Origin of the sequence: Flavonifractor sp. An82, assembly GCF_002159265.1 — a bacterium.
Taxonomy (GTDB): domain Bacteria; phylum Bacillota; class Clostridia; order Oscillospirales; family Oscillospiraceae; genus Flavonifractor.
This window is the reverse complement of the sequence record NZ_NFHG01000005.1, coordinates 70161-84623: the sequence shown is the minus strand read 5'-3', so window position 1 is coordinate 84623 and position 14463 is coordinate 70161. Positions and strand designations below refer to the sequence as shown.

General features: G+C 60.3%; 10 protein-coding genes. 4 read left to right on the top strand and 6 right to left on the bottom strand.

The window, feature by feature from the left end:
* Positions 1–74: 74 nt before the first annotated feature.
* The 4 genes from B5G34_RS07570 (at position 75) to B5G34_RS18740 (ending at position 8618) form a co-directional block, all read left to right on the top strand.
* Positions 75–1328, top strand: a complete 1254-nt coding sequence (locus B5G34_RS07570) for a dicarboxylate/amino acid:cation symporter (protein WP_087335752.1) — start codon at positions 75–77, stop codon at positions 1326–1328.
* Between the two features lie 96 nt (positions 1329–1424).
* The gene (gene lysA / locus B5G34_RS07565) at positions 1425–2726 is read left to right on the top strand and encodes a diaminopimelate decarboxylase (RefSeq protein WP_087335750.1); all 1302 of its coding nucleotides are present in this window, start codon (positions 1425–1427) and stop codon (positions 2724–2726) included.
* Positions 2727–2987: 261 nt separating this feature from the next.
* Positions 2988–5516: a sigma-70 family RNA polymerase sigma factor gene (locus B5G34_RS07560; protein ID WP_087335748.1), complete on the top strand. Its 2529-nt coding sequence runs from the start codon at positions 2988–2990 to the stop codon at positions 5514–5516.
* A 168-nt stretch (positions 5517–5684) separates the two neighbouring features.
* Positions 5685–8618 carry an S-layer homology domain-containing protein gene (locus B5G34_RS18740; protein ID WP_162609443.1) on the top strand — a complete coding sequence of 978 codons (2934 nt, stop codon included), beginning with the start codon at positions 5685–5687 and terminating at the stop codon, positions 8616–8618.
* Positions 8619–8834: 216 nt separating this feature from the next.
* Here B5G34_RS18740 and B5G34_RS07545 read toward each other — a convergent pair whose 3' ends face one another.
* Genes B5G34_RS07545 through B5G34_RS07520 form a run of 6 tightly spaced genes read right to left on the bottom strand, consistent with a single transcriptional unit; the run spans position 8835 to position 14441 of the window.
* The gene (locus B5G34_RS07545; protein WP_087335743.1) at positions 8835–9575 is read right to left on the bottom strand and encodes a 4Fe-4S dicluster domain-containing protein; all 741 of its coding nucleotides are present in this window, start codon (positions 9573–9575) and stop codon (positions 8835–8837) included.
* Complete coding sequence (locus B5G34_RS07540) at positions 9572–11365, bottom strand: NADH-ubiquinone oxidoreductase-F iron-sulfur binding region domain-containing protein (RefSeq protein ID WP_087335741.1); 1794 nt, start codon at positions 11363–11365, stop codon at positions 9572–9574. The genes B5G34_RS07545 and B5G34_RS07540 overlap by 4 nt, the downstream gene beginning before the upstream one ends.
* Positions 11358–11831, bottom strand: a complete 474-nt coding sequence (locus B5G34_RS07535) for an NAD(P)H-dependent oxidoreductase subunit E (RefSeq protein WP_087335740.1) — start codon at positions 11829–11831, stop codon at positions 11358–11360. Before B5G34_RS07535 ends, B5G34_RS07540 begins: the two co-directional genes overlap by 8 nt.
* A 47-nt stretch (positions 11832–11878) precedes the next feature.
* The gene (locus B5G34_RS07530) at positions 11879–12160 is read right to left on the bottom strand and encodes a MoaD/ThiS family protein (RefSeq protein WP_087335738.1); all 282 of its coding nucleotides are present in this window, start codon (positions 12158–12160) and stop codon (positions 11879–11881) included.
* A 4-nt stretch (positions 12161–12164) separates the two neighbouring features.
* Positions 12165–13967, bottom strand: coding sequence for an aldehyde ferredoxin oxidoreductase family protein (locus B5G34_RS07525; protein ID WP_087335736.1), 1803 nt, complete (start codon positions 13965–13967; stop codon positions 12165–12167).
* Positions 13968–13970: 3 nt separating this feature from the next.
* Positions 13971–14441, bottom strand: a complete 471-nt coding sequence (locus B5G34_RS07520; protein ID WP_087335735.1) for a 4Fe-4S dicluster domain-containing protein — start codon at positions 14439–14441, stop codon at positions 13971–13973.
* Positions 14442–14463 lie beyond the last annotated feature (22 nt).

The window sequence follows — 14463 nt, the reverse complement described above, 5'->3', positions numbered from 1 at the left end:
AAAAAAGGGGGGACAGTACAGCAAGAGATACAATATGTGTTCGTCTATATTGAATAAGAAGAGAGGAATCCATTATGGACAAAAAAGCAGTTATGAAGAACTATCGGTTCCTGGCTATCATGCTGGGTGCGATGATCGGCGGCTGTATCGTTGGCTGGTTTTTCCCTGATTTTGGACATTTGATTAAGCCTGCCGGTACTCTGTTCATCAACATGATGTTCTGCGTGGTAGTGCCGCTGGTGTTTGCCTCCATCGCCGGCTCGGTAGCCAACATGCGCAGCCGCAAGCGGGCGGGCAAAATCATGGGTACTACGGTAGTTACCTTCGTGGTTACCGGCGCGATTGCCGCCTGCATCATGTTCCTGCTGATGAAGGTGTTTCCCCCTGTCCTCACTCCCTGGGCCGAGCTGCCCACCGAGGCGATGGGCGAGCACGCCTCCCTGGCCGACATGATCGTCAACTTCTTTACTGCTGATGACTTTGTCGGCCTGCTCAGCCGCAGTGCTATGCTGCCTCTGATCGTGTTCTCCATTCTGTTCGGCTTTGCCACCAACCTGGCCGGCGGCCCCGACAGTCTGGTGGGCCAGTTCCTGGAGAGCCTGACCCAGGTCATGATGAAGTTCGTGCAGATCATCACCTACTACGCCCCCATCGCCTTCTTCGCCATCTTTGCCGACCTGATGGCCACCTATGGTGCCAATGTGCTGACCTCCTATGGTCGTGCCATGATCGTCTACTACCCCCTGTGCTTCATCTACATTTTTACCGCATTCCCCCTGTTTGCCTGGTTCGGCGGCGGCAAGCACGGCGTTAAGACCATGTTCCAGAACATTGCCCGTCCCGCCATCGTCTCTCTGGGTACCTGCTCCTCTGCCGCTACCATCCCCACCAACCTGAAGGTGGCTGAGGAGACCGGTGTTTCCAAGGACGTGGCCGGCATGGTTATCCCCCTGGGCGCTACCATGCATATGGACGGCTCCTGCTTCTCCTGTGTGCTGAAGATCGCCTTCGTATTTGGCGCTCTGGGCCAGCCCTTCCACTGGAGCATGATCGTCCCCGTCATTCTGGTGGCTGTGCTGTCCTCTGTGGGTATGTCCGGTGTGCCCGGCGGCGGCTACATTGGTGAGTACATCATCTGCTCCATCTTCTTCCCCCAGAACATTGAGGTGGCCTTCCCCATTCTGGTGGCCATCGGTAACCTGGTGGATCCTCCCGCCACCATGATCAACTCCGCCGGCGACTATGTGGTGACCTACATCGTGTCCCGCTTTACTGACGGCAAGGACTGGCTGGACAAGGCCCTGAGCAAGAAAAGCACTGTTTCCTGACCTCCCATCCTCCCCATGGGCCGGCCGGTGGCAGTCGGATTGAAGCGCTGCCGCCGGCCATGGACCCAGAGTACACATACAGAAAGGATCGCACCTATGATATGTGAAAACATTACCGTTGCTGAAAACGGCCACTTGAAATTTGCCGGACAGGACGTGACGGAGCTGGCCGCACAGTACGGAACGCCGCTGTACCTGATGGACGAGGATCTGATCCGCGCCAACTGCCGTACCTATCAGCAGGCTTTCCGCAAGCATTTTGGAGATAAGGCCCGCCCCCTGTATGCCAGCAAGGCCAACTCCTTCAAGCGCATCTATGAGATCATGAAGGAGGAGGGCATGGGCATCGACGTGGTGTCCTCCGGCGAGATCTACACCGCCCTCCAGGCGGGCTATGACCTGGGCCAGGCCTACTTCCACAGCAACAACAAGACCGACGAGGACATCCGCTACAGCATGGAGCACGGCATCGGATACTTCGTGGCCGACAATGTGGAGGAGATCAAGGCCATCGAGGCCGAGGCCGCCCGCCGGGGTGTGCGGCAGAAGGTGCTGCTGCGCCTGACCCCCGGCATTGACCCCCACACCTATGAGGCCATCTCCACCGGAAAGGTGGACTCCAAGTTTGGCAGCGCCATTGAGACCGGCCAGGCCGAGGAGATTACCGCTTTTACGCTGAAGCAACCCCATGTGGAGCTGGTGGGCTTCCATTGTCACGTGGGCTCCCAGGTCTTTGCCGAGGACGTATTTGAGCGGGCCGCCGTCATTATGCTGGAGTTTGTGGCCGAGATGAAAGAAAAGCATGGCTTCATGGCCCAACAGCTGGACTTGGGCGGCGGGTACGGCGTACGTTATGTGGAGTCCGATCCCTATCTGGATGTGGATACCAAGGTAGGCGAGGTGGCCAAGGCCATCAAGGATACCTGTGCCCGTCTGAAGATCGAGATGCCTGAGATCCACATGGAGCCCGGCCGCAGCATTGTGGGCGCTGCAGGTATGACCCTTTATACCGTGGGTACCGTCAAGAAGATCCCTGGCTACAAGAACTATGTCTCGGTGGACGGCGGACTGCCCGACAATCCCCGTTTTGCGCTTTATCACGCCGACTACACCTGCCTGGTGGGCAATAAAATGAATGAACCGGCCAACTTCCCATGCTCTGTGGTAGGACGCTGCTGCGAGAGCGGAGATATTATCCAGGAGAATGTCATGGTCCCGGAGAGCGTGGGCCGGGGCGACATCATGGCGGTATGCACCACTGGCGCGTATAACTACTCCATGGCCTCCAACTACAACCGGCTCCCCCGCCCGCCTATCGTGATGTTGAAGGGCGGTACGGAACACTATGTGGCAGTCCGCCGGGAATCTCTGGCCGATTTGTGCCGGAACGATCTGTAAGTCCGGGGTGTCCAGTGGGGAAGGTTCTGAGAAATCAGACCGAAACCCTATCGCAAGGCTTAAAATGCATGCGCCGCAGAAACGAAAGTTTCTGCGGCGCATCTCTTTTTATAGGCAGGAAAGATACAACTGTAAAATGATTGAAATTCTCACCTTGACAAATGGAACGCAGATGTTTTTACTGTTGTATAGAGATTGCGCGATTTTCTCATTCTGCGGTTGGGGAAAACGTGCTGAGATAGAGGATAAGGGGGCTTCTTGATGGAAACAGACAGAGCTCTGTTGGCGGGCCTGGACAAGGATCCGGAGACCGGTCTGGCTGCGCTGATGCAATGCTATACCGGCCTGGTGTGGCCGGTTGCCGCCGGATATCTGGAGAATCCGGAGGATGTCAGGGAGTGTGTCAACGATACCTTTGCGGAATTTTACCGTGCCAGGGCGCGCTTTGATCCGGAGAAGGGCTCACTGAAACTGTACCTGGCTACCATTGCACGGCGGCGGGCCATTGACCGCCTTCGTGCTTCCGGCCGGACGGAGGCCGTCCCCCTGTCCGAGGACATCCCAACCCAGGAGGGGATATCTTCGGAGGACCGGGCGGCTCTGGCCGCCGCTCTGGACAGCCTGCCGGAGGAGGATGCGGCCATCATCCGGATGAAGTATTACGACGGCATGAGCTTTCGGGAGATTGCCGCTTCTCTGAATCTGCCTTATGAGACGGTGAAAAAGCGGCACCAGCGCAGTCTGGGGAAGATGAAGAAGTTTTTACTGGCCGGCCTCATTGTGGCACTCACCGCCCTGCTGGCCGCCCGTGCCTACTTCGTGCTGCGGTATTTTGGCCTGGTGCCCGGCTACGGGGTAAACACCGATCCTGATGGGGCCATCTATGTACTGGAGGAACCCGTTGCGGCGACGAATGGAGACGCTGAATTTCAGCTGGAAGACGCCTGGTGGCAGGACGGAAATCTGACCGTTCTGGTTACAGCCTACGGCCTGAAGGATATCAGCAAAATGCCGGAGGTGTCCCTGGATGGGCTGGACAAGCTGGCCCCCGGCGGGATCTCTCACAGCTTGATCCCAGAGACCGGTGCCAATCGTTACCGTATTGTACTCCGGGGACAGCTGCCCACGGATGCAGGTGACACCCTGGCCCTTTCTCTGACGATGTCCGGAGCGGTCTTTCCCATCACCCTGACCAGGGCGGAGGAGACCCAACTGGAGGAGGCCGGGTTTTACAGTTTAACAGAGGAAGGGGGCCTGCTGGCGGTGCCCCGGCTGGAGGATGGGGAGCTGATCGTCTCCATCTACCCCCTGAACAGCGGAGAATTCCGCATTGATCCCATGCTGACGCAGGGAGCTGTAGCAGACTACGGCGGTCCGGCATCTCCCGTTACCGTCACTGCCCCGGACGGCTCTGTGCTGGAGGGAACACTGGAGGAATACTCCTATTCTCTCTTGGATGAGAGCGGCTATCTGGAGTGGAATTTTGGCCCGGCCCAGCCCGGACAATATACCCTGAATGTCCCATACCTGTTCCAATATGCTGCCCAAGGGGAGGATTGCGCCTTTTCTCTGGATCTGGCAAAGCCGGAGGCCTGCTCTCTGGAATTGCCCGGCGGTGTGTTGGAACTGGGCCGCCCGTTCCCCGTTGAGGATCCGACGGACTATGGATTACAGCTGGTCCAAAGTCAGGAGTTCGATTACTGGTGGGCAGTGGAAGGAAGCTGGACAGGGAAAGATCCTGAGCGGACACTGGCTTACCTCTATGCCCGGTCAAATGGCGCCGGCCATACGTTGGAAGGCGGGACATCTTATCCCAATATTACCTCCCAGCCCTGGCAGGACACGCAGCGGGATGAAGAAACCGGCCGGGAATACGCCCTGTGGAAGGGCTTTCTTCTGGGGGTGATGGAGGGCCTGGATACCTGTGAAATGACCATCCCCTCAGACGGCATCTGCTACCGGTGGGAGCATCCCTTTGCCATTCCCATGACAGTGGAGCCCGAGCCCCAGCGGGAGGAGTTTACGCAGGTCAGCGGCTATTACGGCCTGACTGCCGTTCCCCGGCGGGAAAAGGACCAGGTGGTCCTGGCCCTGTATCCCCAGTCCACCTATGAATATGTCAGCGTCTCTCCCACCATTGCCCACAGTCTGCTGGCTCAGGCTGCGGATCTGCCAATCACCCTGACTGCCCAAGACGGCGGCGTTTGGGAGGGAACCTTCCGACCTAGCCGGGACGGCACCTACAGTGACTGGCTCTTTGGAAATCTCCCGGCGGGGGAGTATACCCTGCACGTGCCCTATCTCTATGTGACCGACAACAGGAGCTTTCATGGGGCAGTCCCCCTGCCCCGGCAGCCGGGCGAGACCTTGCCGGTGGGACAGGTCCAGGTGAGCAACTGCCGCATCCTGCTGGGCGATATCACCGGGCTGGAGCCTATGACGGAGTTCCCCTATACTTATCTGGACTTTACAGAGGCCATCGGCTATCCCGACGGTACCATTGTAACGACCTATGACCTGCCCCTCCAGGCCCAGCTGGAGCTGACCTTTCCCCGGGAGGAGGGGGAGTGGATGACCCTGCTGGATGTGGGGGTGCAGTTCGGTATCACCAGCGAGGGGTCTCAGGGCAATGCCTGCCAGCTCTCCTACACCACCGACGAAAACGGCACCCACCACAGCGGACTGCTGCTGCGGTATACGCCGGGGCTGTATGCCTTTGACCTGACCTTCACCCACCCGCTGTTCCGGCTCAACGAGAGCTTTGACATCCCCCTGTGTATATCAGAATAGAGCAGATGCCGCCGGCCGCCCATTCGGGCGGCCGGCGGTTTTTAAAAAAGTTTGGATGGTCAGTCCCCGACGTCCCTTTTGCTGCGAATATAAAACATGGAGGATATTGCTCAGGGGACGTTTATGGCAAATTCCTCCGCAACATTATGGACGAGGGGGAAACAACGTATGAGAAAACGCATTGGGGCCGTTCTGCTGACCGTATGTCTGCTGCTGGGACTGCTGCCCACCACGGCGCTGGCGGGCGGTTTTGAGGTAACCAATTATAGCAAATTGGTTGCCAAACTTGAAGAACTTCGGGGAAATGAGTATGGCGGATATGCCTACTTGAGCCCCGCCGCAGAGTTTGGATGGCCGGAAAATGCGGTTCTTACCATTCCTGCTAATGTGGGGATTGAAGTGACATCCGGATACACCTGGGAGATCCCTAACGGCATCACAGTCAATTTTGAAGCGAATTGCTACGGTATCCAATGTGAAGAGCTGACCATCAACGGTACCATGCACATGGCCTACTCCACCCAGGATACCGTACTGCGTCAATGCGACAGGGTTATTATTGGACCCACCGGCACCTTTACCTGTGCAGACGACCATCCCGACTATCCGACAGTATACGGAATATATATCCCTGCCGAAAGTATCTGGGAAGTGCAAGCCGGTGGTACACTGAATCCCCGTGTGTCGCTGTATGGCACTCTGACGGGCAGCGGTACGGTCAGTGGTGCAGTTCAGGTTCAGGGCGGGTTTTCTGGGACGGCCTCCAACGCGACCCTGTCCGGGAATCTTGCACTGACGGGTGGATTGTCGGTGGGCAATTCCAATGAGGCTATGGCCTATGACGACACGCTGACTGTCCCCAGCGGCAGCCACATTACAGTTACTGGCCAGTGCTGGATGAATATCAATAATGCCACCTTGCATCTGAATGGTGAATTGGAGTTCAGACAGGGGAATACGGAGAGTTATGCCAATCCATCTATTGGCCCCGGGGGCAAAATGATAATGGGTGACGGCAAGCTGATTCTGAATCCTCCGTACCGCTTTATGCAAAACGCAGCTGATTGGGCAGACGGCGAACCGGTCACCTTTGAAAAGATCCAGAATGCCGTACCTGAGCCGTTGATCGATGGAGCTGGCATAATTTGCTTCAATGATAATGTAAATGCTCCGGGAGAAGAATCCGGCTGGATTTTCAGCTGCTATGCTGATCTGGTGGCGCAGGCTGAAGAACAGGTCAAAAATAATGCTTATGATCCTGATGAGGCTGACCCGATGACCTGGGCGCCTGTTTGCATGATTGATCTCGAGAATATTGCCATTGAGCGCAGTTGGGATAGCTCTTGTGTTCATAATTGGGAGAAAACAGGTGAAACTCCAGCCACTTGCACAGAACAAGGCTATTCCACCTATACCTGCAGCAAGTGCCAGGCTACCAAACAAGATGATTTCGTTTCCGCCCTGGGCCATGATTTGACCTATACCGCCAGCGGCAGTACCATCACCGAGGATTGCCAGCGGGAGGATTGTGACCACACCGCCACGGCCACCCTTTCCGCCGCCGACGGTGTCTACACCGGACAGGCGGTGGAGAACGGCAAGGTGGTATACAGTGAAGGCTGGGAAGGCGGCGCTTTGGCCATCTCCTATTCCGACAATATCAATGCGGGTCAGGCGACTGCCTCCATCACAGCGGGTGAGATTTCTGCCAACGTGACCTTCCAGATTGCCAGAGCCGAACACACGATGAGCCTGGCCAATCTGTCCCAGACCAGCGGCAATGTGTCTGCGGTCACCTGTACGGTTTCTCCCGCCGACTCCACCGCTAAGGTCACTGTGGAGTACCAGGTGGACGGAGAGTGGACCGACCAGTTCCCCACTGCCGTGGGCAGCTACCCTGTCCGGGCCCGGGTGGCTGAGAGCGACAATCTGGTGCTGGCCGATGTAGGCACCTATACCACCGGGACCCTGATTATCTCACAGCGCTCTTCAGGCGGCGGTTCCACGGGCAGCTCTTCCAGCTCCGGCAATAAGACGGAGGTTGAGAAAAATCCGGACGGCTCCACCACCACCACGGTGACCAAACCAAACGGCACCGTCACTGAGACCACCAAGTATCCGGATGGCACTCAGGAGGTCGTGGAGACGAAGAAGGACGGCACCGTGACCACGACCACCACCGACAAGACCGGCAACAAGACCGAAGTGGTGGAGAACACCGATGGTACCACCCGGACCACCATTACCAACGAGGACGGGTCCTCCTCTGTCACCAAGACGGACAAGGACGGCAATGTGGAGGCTCAGGTTAAGCTTCCCACCGATGTAGTTGAGGATGCCGTACAAAAGGGCCAGGCCGTGGCCCTGCCCATGCCCAGCGTCTCCGCTTCCTCCAATCGGGATGAGGCCCCCACCGTCACTATGGACCTGCCCCGGAACACCACTGCCAAGGTGGAGATTCCGGTGGAGGATGTGACTCCCGGTACTGTGGCTGTTCTGGTCAAGGCCGATGGTACCGAAGAGGTCATCAAAACCAGCCTGACCACTGATGGCGGTGTGACCGTGACCCTCTCTGACGGCGATACGGTGAAGATCGTGGATAACAGCCGTGACTTTGCCGATGTGCCCGACGCCCATTGGGCTTCCGAGGCTGTGAATTTTGCCGCCAGCCGGGAGCTGTTTGCGGGTACCAGTGATACCACCTTTGCGCCTGAAGTGGCGATGAACCGGGCCATGATCGTTACCGTGCTGGCCCGCTTTGAGGGGGTAGATACCTCCGGCGGGGACAGTTGGTATGAGGCTGGACAGCAGTGGGCGGTGGAGAACGGCATCTCCGACGGAACCAGCCTGGACCAGAATCTGACCCGGGAACAGCTGATCACCATGCTGTGGCGGTATGCGGGCAGCCCCATAATAGAGGTGGGTTTGGGAGACTACCCGGACTGTGATTCTATCAGCAGCTGGGCAGTCAAAGCGATGGCCTGGGCTGTCAACGCCGGTATCATTACTGGTGCGGATGGGGGGACTCTGGCACCCCAGGGCGTGGCCAGCCGTGCCCAGGTGGCTGCCATCCTCATGCGGTTTGTGGAAACCACAGTCTGATGGATGGGAAACACAATTTGATAATGACAAGGAGCGGACGAGCCGATTGGCTCGTCCGCAATCCGGTAAATCGCTAACATAAAAGTAGACGCTCACAAAAATGCGCAAGTCGAGGGCTCTTTTACGGTTGGGGCGCCGGAGTTGATCCTGCATAAGAAAACAACGCGGTCTCCGGAGCAGATACTCCGGGGACCGCGTTGTTTGGATATTCGGGCTTTAGTCTCCATAGGTTTCGGCCATCACCTGGGCCAGCGCTCCCCTGCGGCAGCGCTCACAAAGGGTCTCAGGCTCCTGGCCCGCCTTTTGCGCGGCCAGGGCCAGCTCCTCCGCCGTCCCCAGCACCGCGCCGCATCGGGCGCAGCGCACCAGAGTGAAGGTCTTATTCCAGATGGTACGGGTGCTTTCGGTCTCGGTCAGTTCGATGGCCCCGGTGGGGCACACACTGGCACAGGATCCGCAGCCCACACACACCGGGCTCTCATCGTGGTAGGGGGTGGCCACCTCCTTGGTGACGCCCCGGTTGATGGTGGAGATCGCCCCCACACTCAGCTCGGAGCATGCCCGGGTACACAGGCCGCACAAGATGCACCTGCCGCTCTCCACCGGCTTGAGCCGCTCCAGCGGCGGTGCGCCGTAGTGGGCGCACATCTGGGCAATAAGTTCGCTGTCCGGAGCCCGCTTGTGGAGGAGAGACAGGATCATGCCCCGCTGACGGCGGACCTTGTCGCTGTCGGTATAGACAGTACACTCCCGCTCTACCGGGTACACGCAGGAGACCACGATCTTGCTCCCCCGGCCCTCGTCCACCTCCACGATGCACACCCGGCAACAGCCCTGTCCGGGCAGCGCCTCATGGTGGCAGAGTGTGGGGATGTAGAACCCGTTGCGCCGGGCCACCTGGAGGAGGAACTCCCCCTTCTCGCAGGTACAGACTTTTCCGTCGATGGTAATATTCATCCCGCCACCTTGCCTTTCGTGACCACGGCCCCGAACTTGCAGGCCTCCCGGCAGGAGCCGCAGGCGATGCAGCGGGCGGGGTCGATGACATGGGGCCGCTTCTGCTCACCGGACACTGCCCCGGCAGGACAGGCCCGGCCGCAGGCGCCGCAGCCCACGCACTTCTCCGCGTCAATGGCGAAGCTGGTGAGGGCGGTGCATACACCGGCGGGGCAGCGGTGCTCCAGAATATGGGCCTCGTACTCCTGACGGAAGTATTTCAGGGTGGTAAGCACCGGGTTGGGGGCCGACTTGCCCAGGGCGCACAGGGAGCTGTCCGCCAGGGTGTGGCACAGCTCCTCCAGTATATCCAGGTCGCTGAGTTCTCCCCGTCCCTCGCAGATATCGGTGAGGATCTGGAGCATATGCCTTAGCCCCTCCCGACAGGGGGTACACTTGCCGCAGGACTCCTCGGAGAGGAATTTGATATAGTACCGGGCCACCTCCACCATGCAGCTGCGGTCGTCCATGACGATCATGCCGCCGGAGCCCATCATGGCGCCGTGGCTTTTGAGGGTGTCAAAGTCCACCGGCAGGTCCAGCAGTTCCGCCGGGATACATCCGCCGGAGGGACCGCCGGTCTGGACGGCCTTGAAGGGCCGATCCCCCTGGATACCGCCGCCGATATCGAAGATCAGGTGGCGCAGGGTGGCGCCCATAGGCACCTCCACCAGGCCGGTGCGCTTTACCTTACCCACCATGGAGAACACCTTGGTGCCCTTGGAGCCCTCGGTACCCAGCTTGGCAAACTCGTCCCCGCCGTACCGCAGGATCACCGGAACATTGGCCAGGGTCTCCACGTTGTTGAGGACGGTGGGCTGGTCCCACAGGCCCCGCTGCACCGAGCGGATGTACTTGGCCCGGGGCTCACCCACCCGGCCGGCCACCGACGCCATCAGCGCCGTGGATTCGCCGCACACGAATGCGCCGCCGCCTCTGACTACGGAGAGCTTTAATTTCTTGTCCGATCCCATAATGTGATCGCCCAGGATACCTGCCGCCTCGGCGTTGGCGATGGCCTCCCGGATGTGCTGCACGGCCAGGGCGTACTCATCCCGGATGTAGAGGAAGCCCTCCTCCGCGCCGATGGCCAGGGCGCAGATGGCCATGCCCTCCAGCACCGAGTGGGGGTCGCCCTCCAGAATGGAGCCGTCCATGAATGCGCCGGGGTCGCCCTCGTCGCCGTTGCACACCACATATTTGGGGAAGTTGTCGTATCCGGCGGCGGTACGCCACTTCCGCCCGGTGGGGAAGCCGGCGCCGCCCCGGCCCCGCAGGCCGGAGCGCTCCACCTCGGTAATGATCTGGTCCGGGGTCATGGTGAGGGCCTTTTTCAGCGCCTCATAACCGCCGCGGGACACATAGTCCTCCACACTGGAGGGAGTGGTGGTGCCCACATTGCGCAGGGCCACCTTCACCTGGGGGGCAAAGAAGGGATTGTCCTCCCGGCGGGTCACCTGCTGGCCGGCGTCGTTTTTGGCCAGCAGGCGGGTGATGGGCTGCCCCTGTTCCACCGTCTGGGCCACGATCTCCGCTGCGTCGGCGGGCTTTACCTTGTAATAGGTGATGTCGTCGGGGAGGATGCGCACCATGGGGCCGTTCTCACAAAAGCCCTGGCAGCCTGTCTCCTTCACCACGCACTCCACCCGATGGGCCGTGCCCTCCAGCTGGGTGCGGAAGGCCTCAGCCACCTTGAGGCTGCCGTTGGCCAGGCAGCCCGTGCCGCAGCACACCAATACCGTCTTATCCATGGTCCACCTCCCGGTACTGTTCCAGGATGCCGGGGAGCTTCTCCAGCGTCACCTTACCGTAATAGGTCCCGTCCACCACCATCACCGGGGCCAGGGCGCAGGAACCCAGGCAGTTGACCAGCTCCAGGGAGAAGAGCCCGTCCTCCGAGGTCTCCCCGGCGTCGATGTTCAGCAGCCGCCGCACCCCGTCCAGCAGGGTGGTGGAGCCCCGGATGTGGCAGGCCGTGCCGTCGCACAGCTTGATAATATGCTTGCCCTTGGGCTTGAGGCTCAGTGCCTTGTAGAAGGTGGCCATGGCGTACAGGGAGGACAGGGGACAGCCCAGGTACTCCGCCAGGGCCTCCATCCCCACCCGGGGAATGTAGTTGAACTGATGCTGCATGTCCTGGAGCATGGCCAGACTGTACCGCTGCTCCGGGGGATAGCGATTCAAAATAGTCTGGATTTCCTCCATGGAGAGATCCATATGGGCTTCACCGCCTTTTCAGAGGGTAATGGGGCGGCGGAGGGTTCTTAACCCCCCGCCACCACCGGAAAGATCTGCACCGTATCGCTGTCCTTGAGGGGCGTGTCCAGGCCGGAGAGAAATTCCACCCGACGACCGTTCACCATCACAATGATCTTCTCCCCCAGCTCGGCCCCGGTGGGGGAGAAGAACTCAGCCCGGAATTTCGGCCCGAAGCGCTCACACAGCGCCTCCCCCAGCGCCCGCACCGTGGGGGCAGGGGGGCAGGTGAGCTCTTTGGTCCCGGCAAAGTCCTTCTCCCGCAGATAGGCAAAAAATTTCACCGTCATCGGCTTACTTCAGATGCAGCTCAGCCAGCTTCTCCGCCGTGGGGATGCCCTCGGCGTCCCAGCCACGGGCGGCATAGTACTCGGCCAGCATGGTGTAGAGGTCGTTGACCTTGCCCTCGGCCGGGCCGCTGGGGAGCTTCTCCCGCAGCAGACGCGGGGGCAGGGTGTCCTTTTCCACCCCGGCAGCAATGTTGAATTGCTTCTCCAGGTTCCAGATCCGCTCACCCTTCAGGAGGATCTCCTCGTCGCTCTCATTGCTGCCCACCGCCTCCCGGTACTGGGCGGCCACTTCGGGCAGGCCGATGCCGAAGGTAGTGAACAGGCAGATACCGGTGGCGTCCACCAGGGCGGTGAGGTCCTGGAAGGTTTTCAGCAGGCTGGCCTTACCCTCGGTGACCAGGGGGTCGGTTTTGACCGGGATGCCCAGCACCTCGGGGGAGATCATGTAGCCCCGGACGTGGCAGCCGCCCCGGTTGGAGGTGGCATACTCCAGGCCGATGCCCTGGATGGCCCGGCCGTCATAGGCGGGCATCTCCTGCTTCTTCACCGACATGGACAGCTCAGGATGGCCGTACTTCTCCGCCATGCGGTAGGAGCCCAGGCCCATCACCTTGCCGAAGCCCTCCCCCTTGCAGGTCATCTCAACCGCCTTCACCATGGCGGCCGCGTCGCCGAAGCGCAGGGGGAAGCCGATGTCCTCCTCGGGGATGGCCCCCATCTCATAGAGCTCCATGGCACAGGCCACGGTGGCGCCCATGGTGATGGGGTCGATGCCGTACTGGTTGCACATAAAGTTGGCGTCGCACACAGCGGCCAGGTCGCTGACGCCGCAGTCGGCGCCGAAGGACCAGCCGGCCTCGTACTCGGGGCCCTCGCCCTTGGACTTGAAGGGGCCGTCCTTGATCTCCACCGCACGTCCGCAGCCGATGGAGCAGCCGAAGCAGCCCTTGTTGCGCAGCAGGTACTTGGCGGCCAGGGTCTCGCCGGAGATGTCGTCGGCCAGGTCAAACACCGATCCGTCCCGGCCGTTGTTGAGGGGCAGGCCGCCGGAGGCGTTGACGATGTTCACCAGGATTTGGGTACCGTAGGCGGACAGGCCCGCGCCGGTGACGGGGTGGGCCTTCAAAGTGGCCCGGGCATCCATGCAGGCCTGGAAGAAGGATTCGGGGCGGGCCACGGTCACCGAGCCGGTACCCCGGACGGCGATGGCCTTCAGCTTCTTGACGCCCATCACCGCGCCGATGCCGCCCCGGCCGGCGGCCCGGTGCTTGTCGTTCATGATGCCGGCAAAGAGACAGCCGTTCTCGCCGGTGGGGGCGATACAGGCGATGCGGAACTCATCGCCCAGCTCCTCCCGGAGGGCGTCAGTGGTGTCATACACGTCCTTGCCCCACAGGTGGGAGGCGTCCCGCAGTTCCACCACGCCGTCGTTGATGTAGAGATAGACCGGATTTTCGGCTACATCCTCAAAGATGATGCCGTCATACCCGGCGTACTTGAGCTCGGGGCCGAAGTGGCCGCCGGAGTTGGCTGCGCCGATGGTGCCGGTGAGGGGGGATTTGGCCACGGCGTTATACCGCCCGGAGGAGGTGGCGCAGGTGCCGGTGAGGGGGCCGGTCATGAAGATGAGCTTGTTGTCCGGGCCCAGGGGGTCGCACTTGGGGTCGCACTCATCGCAGTAGTACTTGGTGCCCAGGCCCCGGGCGCCTACGTACTCATCGGCGTTCTTGCGGTTCAGGGGCTCCTTTACGATGGAGCCCTTTTTCAGGTTCACCCGCAGGATGGTCCCAACATATCCGTTTCCCATGGCTCAACCCTCCGTTCCCATGGCCGCCACGATCTTGTCGGCGGTCAGCTTCTTCCGCACGTCCCGGGCGTCCGGGTCCTCAAAGGCTAGGGCCCCGCCGGGGCAGTATTTCACGCACTTGGGGTCTCCGCCGCACAGGTCGCACTTGAATACCTTCTTCACGATGGTGGAGAAGGACATATTGCCCAGGGGGCAGGCGCTGCGGCACATCTTGCAACCGATACACTTGTCGTAATTGATGACACAGGCCCCGTTCTCGTCCCGGTGGATGGCCTTCACGGGGCAGACCTTCATGCAGCTTGCGTCCTCGCACTGCTGGCAGACCACCGGCACGGCCAGGGTGGCCGCCTCATATTCCAGCACGGTGATGTTGGCCAGGCGGGGGTTGAACTGCTCATAGTGCCCGAATGAACACACCAGCTCGCAGGTGCGGCAGCCGATGCACTTCTCCGGCTTGACGACTAATTGCCTCATAGCTTGCCTCAAATCCCGCGGC